Genomic DNA, 6129 nt, shown 5'->3' on the forward strand with positions numbered 1-6129 from the left:
ATTCGCCCCACGCTGAAACCGCGTGAGCTGCTGACGCCCACGCCGGACCTGCATGGCGTGTGGAAGGCCAAGGTGATCACGCTGTTCCCATCTGCCTTTCCCGGCGTCTTGGGCGAAAGCCTGACCGGCAAGGCGCTGCAGGAGGGGCTGTGGCAACTGGAAACGGTCGATCTGCGGCAGTTCGGTGTCGGCAAGCATCGCAATGTCGACGACACGCCCGCCGGCGGCGGTGCCGGCATGGTGTTGCGGCCGGATGTACTGGGGGCCGCCATTGATCACACTATGGATGGGGTACAGGGCAACTGGCCGCTGATCTACCTCAGCCCGCGCGGGCGACGGATGGATCAGCGCATGATGCAGAACTTGGCCCGTTGCGATGGCATGACCCTGTTGTGTGGCCGTTTTGAAGGCGTTGATGAACGGGTATTGGAACACTACGGCATCCAGGAAGTCTCGCTGGGCGATTTCGTCATGACGGGAGGCGAGATTGCCGCTCAGGCGCTGATCGACGCCACCGTGCGACTGCTGCCCGGGGTTCTGGGAAATCAGGCCTCGACCGAGGAAGAGAGCTTTTCGTCCGGCTTGCTGGAACACCCGCAATACACTCGGCCAGCCGAGTGGAACGGGCGCGAAATCCCCCCGATCCTGATGTCTGGACATCATGGGCGCATCGCCGAATGGCGTCACCAGATGGCGGAAGAGATTACCCGCGCGCGGCGCCCGGACCTGTGGGATGCCTACCTGAAGGCGCGCGGGGAAGCCGAAGACTAGGGTGCGCCCGCCTTCCAACGCGCCCAAATATCAGGTGAGCCGTTGAAGGCGTTGATGTCCACCCGCCCCTGCACGCCGGGAACCAAACCGGTGCCCGTGTACTGCCAGAACCGCCAGACTGCCTTGGGATAGACATTGCGCGGATGCCCTGCGACCGAGCGCAGCCAGAACTCGGTCTTTGGCAGACGTCCGATACCTGTGTCCTCGTAGAAATCGACCGTGGTGTAGACGATCGGCCGACGGCCGTAATGTCGCTCCAATATGTCGAGGAACCTTTCCGCCTCGGCCCGCACCGTTTTGCCATCGGGGCGCAGGGTGCAGGTCTTGGAATGGGGGGTCCATTCCATGTCCAGCACATGCGGCAGGTCGGCCCCTCGGGGAACGTTGCGAATGAACCAACGGGCCTGTTCGGCCGCGGGGCGGCAGAAGTAGTAATAGTGATATGCACCCCACGGAACCCCCGCCGCCCGGGCGCCCTGACTGTGATCCTGGAACATCGGATCGGCCACGTCGCCCCCTTCGGTCGCCTTAATGAACACGAAACTGACCCCCGAGGCCTTGGCCTGACGCCAGTCGATCGGTCCCTGCCAGCGCGAGACGTCGAGCCCATGCACGGGATAGTGCTCGGGCCGCCGCCGCTCCCAGTCATGCGGGTCGGCATCCGCAAAGGCTGGGTACAGAACCGAAGGTCCGGAAAGTCCCGCGACCACCGGTTGGTCTAAGATTTGGGGCGCCGGCGCACGACGCCCGCAAGACATCAGTGCCAGCGCAAGAACCACGCAGAAAATCGCTTTGCTCATCGTGTTGCTCTGCCTCTAAACCTGCCCTCAAATTATGACCCAGAATGCCCGATCCCCGGCACAAGACAACGCCGCGGTACGTGTGACGGCGGATTCCCACCAAATCCACCGCGATTTGGCCTGAAAACCGGCGATTTGGGCTTGATATGCTCGTCCGACTTCCCTAAACGGGCGCAATCCGGTGCCGCCTTTGGGGCGACTCCGGTGTTTTGGGTTGATCGCAGGAACGCACCTGCCCTTCTTCGGATCAGGGAAGCTGTGGAATAACCCGGACCAAAAGGAACATTCGACCTGACCTCTGGCGGGCTGCAGATCGCGGGACCCGGAGAAGACCAAGAGCTCTCAGATCGTGCCCAACTTCGTGGACCAACCACGAGCAGATAGGAGTAACTGCGATGGACCTGATCGCACAGCTTGAGGCGGAACAGATTGCCGCCCTGGGGAAAGACATCCCCGACTTCAAAGCCGGTGACACCATCCGTGTCGGCTACAAGGTGACCGAAGGCTCGCGCACCCGTGTGCAGAACTACGAAGGTGTCTGCATCGCGCGTAAAAACGGCGACGGCATCGCCGGATCGTTCACCGTTCGCAAGATTTCGTTTGGCGAAGGCGTGGAGCGTGTGTTCCCGCTGTATTCGACCAACATCGACAGCATCACCGTTGTCCGTCGTGGCCGCGTCCGTCGCGCCAAACTGTACTATCTGCGTACCCGTCGCGGTAAATCCGCCCGTATCGCAGAAGTCACCAACTACAAGCCCAAGGCTGGCGCCGAGGCGTAAGGAGCGGAAAGATGAAAAAAGACATCCATCCCGACTACCACATGATCGACGTCAAACTGACCGACGGCACCGTGATCCAGATGAAATCGACCTGGGGTGCCGAAGGCGATCAGCTGGCCCTGGAAATCGACCCCTCCTCGCACCCCGCGTGGACCGGTGGCTCGTCGCGCCTGATGGACGCCGGCGGTCGCGTGTCGAAGTTCAAGAAGAAGTACGAAGGCCTGGGTTTCTGAACCAGCGCCTTTGCGGAATTTCCAAGGCCGTCCCCCAGGGGGCGGCCTTTTTCGTTGGCCGCTTCTATTGCGCGTCCGGAACGTCGAGGTCAAAGACGATGATCCCGTCGGCACCATTCTGACACAGATCACACAGCTGACCGCCCAACCGGCGGTGTGTCGGGTGTTCGGCGTAAGCCTTCACGGCGGGTCGATCCGCAAAGCGGATCACGAACCCATCGCGATAGTCCTGCGACTTTCCTTCGAAATCGAGATTGGGGCCGCTTTCAAAGGCCAAGGCCCCGTCCAGATCAGCGCATAGCTCGGCCAAGCCGGTCAGAACGGCGCGGCGCGCGTCCTGCGGTGCATCTGATCGGAAAGTGAAGAACACGCAGTGCAATATCATGATGTCGGTTCCTGGTTGGGCAAAGTCAGATCCAGTAGGCCAAGGCGAGCGGCAGCACCAGGATCGTCGTCAGGGTTGAGACCATGATGTACCCGGCCACTTCCGGGCCATATTCCGGAACATGCTGGTCGATGAACAGGTATGTCGCAACCGAGGACGGCATCAGGCAGCACAGGATCAACGCTCCGCGTTCGACCCCGGTAAAGCCGAACAGCCAGACAAGCGTGGTGGCGATCCCGGCTGCCAGAACGAGATGCAGACCTGTCAGAACGACTGCCCGGCCAAGGCTGCCCGTCCGAAGCGTGGCCAGCGTGTGACCAAGTGTCAGCAACATCAGCGGGATCGACAGCCCGCCCAGGATGTCAAAGGATTTGGCGATCGGTTGCGGCAGGGCAGAACCCGTAGCCATCAGCGTCAGCGCGATGGCAACCGCATAGATGATCGGAGATGTTGCAAGCTTCCGGGCCGAGAACTCTCCGGCCGGGATCCACATGCCTACCGTGAAAATGCTCACCAACACCACGACGACAAAAGCCATCGTATAGGCCATGCCCGCATCGCCCAGTGCCAGCAAAGTGACCGGCAATCCGATATTGCCCACATTGCCATGCATCAGCGGTGTCAGAAACGCCCGCACCGGCCAACGCAACAGTCGCAACGCCAAAAATCCGAGCACGCCGAATGCCGCAATGGCGAGGGCAGCAGCCGCCATCATGTCCAGAAACGTGGCAATCTGGATCTTGGTGGCGGACAGATGAGAGATGATCAGTGTCGGATATCCCACCTTCGAGACAATCCCGCCAATCACCTTGTTGTCGAACGGTGCGCGCGCGACCGCCAGCCCGTACCCCACACCGGCACAGATCAGCACCGGCAGAACGATGTTCAATACGTTCAGGAATACGTGCTCCAAGCCGAGTCCTTGCGTCCAAGTCAGTTTGCAGACTGTGGCGGCGGACGCCCCGTTTGGCAACAACCAAGCGTCAAGCTGCGGGTATCGCGAAAAAAACCAATATAGACACTGATATTGTCCCGCAGACCCTACAGGACCGCTTTTCTTCGCGGATCACACAACATATAGTGGGTTCAAACAACGTGTAGGCAAACACGGCGCGACTTGGGAATACAGGTATGGCACATATCATCGTTGTGGGGAACGAAAAGGGCGGCGCAGGCAAGTCGACGGTTTCCATGCATGTTGCAACCGCGCTTGCGCGTTTGGGCAACAAGGTCAGCACCCTGGATCTGGACCTGCGGCAGCGCAGCCTGGGCCGCTATTTCGAGAACCGCCGCAATTTCCTTTCCACGGAAAAGCTGGAGCTGCCCAGCCCGCGCCACCATGACCTGCCCGAGATCGACGCAAGCAAGCTCAAACCCGGCGAGAACATCTATGACCACCGTCTGTCGGCCGCCGTGGCCGAGTTGGAAAGCGACAGCGATTTCATCCTGATCGACTGCCCCGGCTCGCACACAAGGCTGAGCCAGGTGGCTCATTCGCTGGCCGACACGCTGATCACGCCGCTGAACGACAGTTTCATCGATTTCGACCTGCTGGCCCGGATCGACTCGAAGGGCGAAAAGATCCTCGGGCCCTCGGTCTATTCCGAGATGGTCTGGAACGCGCGGCAATTGCGGGCGCAGGCCGGGCTGAAACCGATCGATTGGGTGGTGGTGCGCAACCGCGTGGGCACCCAGCGCATGGTCAACAAGGAAAAGATGCAGCGCGCCATCGAGATGCTGTCGCAGCGCATCGGCTTCCGCGTCGCCTCGGGCTTTTCCGAGCGTGTGATCTTTCGCGAACTGTTCCCGCGCGGGCTGACGCTGCTGGACCTCAAGGATATCGGGGTGAAACAGCTCAATATCTCGAACATCGCTGCCCGTCAGGAGTTGCGCGACATGATGCGTGAGCTGAACCTGCCCGGGGTCGAGATCGACTTCTAGGCCGTCGGCGCGTAGATCGTGAACAGCTCTTTGGGTTCGGGCACGCCGCGCAGCATATAGCGCCCGACCGAGATCAGGTCCTGTTCGCAGGGCTGAGCGGCGCGGGCCACGTCATCCGAGATCAAGATACGCCGGTCCAGCGACCGGTGCATGCCTGCGATGCGCGCGGCCTGGTTCACCGCCGGTCCGATCACGGTGAAATCCAGCCGGCTTTCAGCACCGATATTGCCATAAAGGATCTCGCCCGAATGCAAGGCAAGGGTGAAATTGGCGACCGGCAGGCCGGCGGCGGCCCGTTCCGCGTTGAGCTCGGCCATACGCGTCTGCAGAACACCAACGGCGGCCAGCGCGGCGCGGGCGTCCTCGTCGATCTCGCCCACGTCGAACATGGCCATCAGGCCGTCGCCCATGAATTTCAGGATATTGCCGCCACAACCCTGAACGACCTCGACCGCCACGGCCAGATAGTCGTTCAGCATGGCGATGATGTCCGACCCGGGAAGGCGTTCGGCCAGGCCGGTAAAGCCCTCAAGGTCGAAATTCCAGATCACGGCATCGATCTGCTGCAACGATCCGCGCCGGATTTCCCCTGACAAAACGCGCCGACCCGCATCCCGTCCAAGATAAACGCGCAGCAGATCCTGCGCCATTTTCCGGTTCGAGGCCGATTTCAAGGCCAGCCCCAGATGCGGCAGAGCATATCGGATCAGATCCAGGTGAATGTCGTCAAACCCCTCGGCATGGTCCGTCGTCCACGACATCAAGACCCCCTCGGGCATCTGATCCAGGGCAATCCGGTTTTCGGGCTCGACCTTCTGCAGAACCAGACCGGATGCAAAGTAGTCGGTGGCACCTTTCTGATGCAGCTCGTTCAAAAACGGAAATCGGCTGGGTTCGTTCTGGTCTTTCAGCCTTTCACGCAGCTCCTTCGCGCCGGACTGCAGCATCGCATAGAGCGGGCTGGAAACCCACTGATCAGGCAATTCCTCGCGGTGCTCATAATTCTCGACACTGCCCCCTTCGTCCCGGTACCAGTTGAAGCCGGTGCCGCCGTAAGTGGGGTGATAGGCGCTCTGGGCGGCGTGAAACCGCATCAGAGGAACGCCCGCATCCACAAGCCGCAGGCAATAGCCTTCGAGTATTTCCGACTGTTCCGCCCCTTCCAGCCCTCGGTCCAGCAACCATCCAATCAGGTCATCGGCGCGGGATTTGGGGTCGGT

8 protein-coding genes are annotated in these 6129 nt (G+C 61.0%); 4 read left to right on the forward strand and 4 right to left on the reverse strand.

The window, feature by feature from the left end:
* Positions 1–771, forward strand: a 771-nt coding sequence (trmD, locus tag AC2FM5_RS18970; protein WP_496737487.1) for a tRNA (guanosine(37)-N1)-methyltransferase TrmD, incomplete at its 5' end; no start/stop codon positions are given.
* Here trmD and AC2FM5_RS18975 read toward each other — a convergent pair.
* Positions 768–1571, reverse strand: coding sequence for a glycoside hydrolase family 25 protein (locus AC2FM5_RS18975; RefSeq protein WP_170367885.1), 804 nt, complete (start codon positions 1569–1571; stop codon positions 768–770). The genes trmD and AC2FM5_RS18975 overlap by 4 nt on opposite strands.
* Before the next feature lie 395 nt (positions 1572–1966).
* On the opposite strand from AC2FM5_RS18975, the gene rplS reads away from it, so the two are divergent.
* On the forward strand, positions 1967–2350 hold the full coding sequence (rplS, locus tag AC2FM5_RS18980) for a 50S ribosomal protein L19 (protein WP_093965183.1): 384 nt from the start codon (positions 1967–1969) through the stop codon (positions 2348–2350).
* A gap of 11 nt (positions 2351–2361) precedes the next feature.
* Positions 2362–2583 (forward strand): 50S ribosomal protein L31, encoded by a 222-nt coding sequence (gene rpmE, locus AC2FM5_RS18985; RefSeq protein ID WP_093965180.1) that lies wholly within the window; start codon positions 2362–2364, stop codon positions 2581–2583.
* Between the two features lie 64 nt (positions 2584–2647).
* Here rpmE and AC2FM5_RS18990 read toward each other — a convergent pair whose 3' ends face one another.
* Both AC2FM5_RS18990 and AC2FM5_RS18995 read right to left on the reverse strand, forming a co-directional pair.
* Positions 2648–2968, reverse strand: a complete 321-nt coding sequence (locus tag AC2FM5_RS18990; RefSeq protein ID WP_170361454.1) for a Dabb family protein — start codon at positions 2966–2968, stop codon at positions 2648–2650.
* 25 nt (positions 2969–2993) lie between these two features.
* Positions 2994–3881: an AEC family transporter gene (locus AC2FM5_RS18995; protein WP_170367879.1), complete on the reverse strand. Its 888-nt coding sequence runs from the start codon at positions 3879–3881 to the stop codon at positions 2994–2996.
* A 218-nt stretch (positions 3882–4099) separates the two neighbouring features.
* Between AC2FM5_RS18995 and AC2FM5_RS19000 the strand changes: the two genes are divergently transcribed.
* Positions 4100–4909: a division plane positioning ATPase MipZ gene (locus AC2FM5_RS19000; protein WP_093965175.1), complete on the forward strand. Its 810-nt coding sequence runs from the start codon at positions 4100–4102 to the stop codon at positions 4907–4909.
* On the opposite strand, the gene AC2FM5_RS19005 is transcribed toward AC2FM5_RS19000, so the two are convergent.
* Positions 4906–6129 (reverse strand): adenylate/guanylate cyclase domain-containing protein (locus AC2FM5_RS19005; protein ID WP_496737491.1); only part of this gene is annotated, 1224 nt, incomplete at its 5' end. The genes AC2FM5_RS19000 and AC2FM5_RS19005 overlap by 4 nt on opposite strands.

It is taken from the genome of Ruegeria sp. BHSA162, assembly GCF_059613385.1.

Excerpts from the sequence above, each read along its gene's own strand:
- AC2FM5_RS18975 (WP_170367885.1), bottom strand. The coding sequence starts at position 1,571 with ATGAGCAAAGCGATTTTCTGCGTGGTTCTTGCGCTGGCACTGATGTCT.
- rplS (WP_093965183.1), top strand. The coding sequence starts at position 1,967 with ATGGACCTGATCGCACAGCTTGAGGCGGAACAGATTGCCGCCCTGGGG.
- rpmE (WP_093965180.1), top strand. The coding sequence starts at position 2,362 with ATGAAAAAAGACATCCATCCCGACTACCACATGATCGACGTCAAACTG.
- AC2FM5_RS18990 (WP_170361454.1), bottom strand. The coding sequence starts at position 2,968 with ATGATATTGCACTGCGTGTTCTTCACTTTCCGATCAGATGCACCGCAG.
- AC2FM5_RS19000 (WP_093965175.1), top strand. The coding sequence starts at position 4,100 with ATGGCACATATCATCGTTGTGGGGAACGAAAAGGGCGGCGCAGGCAAG.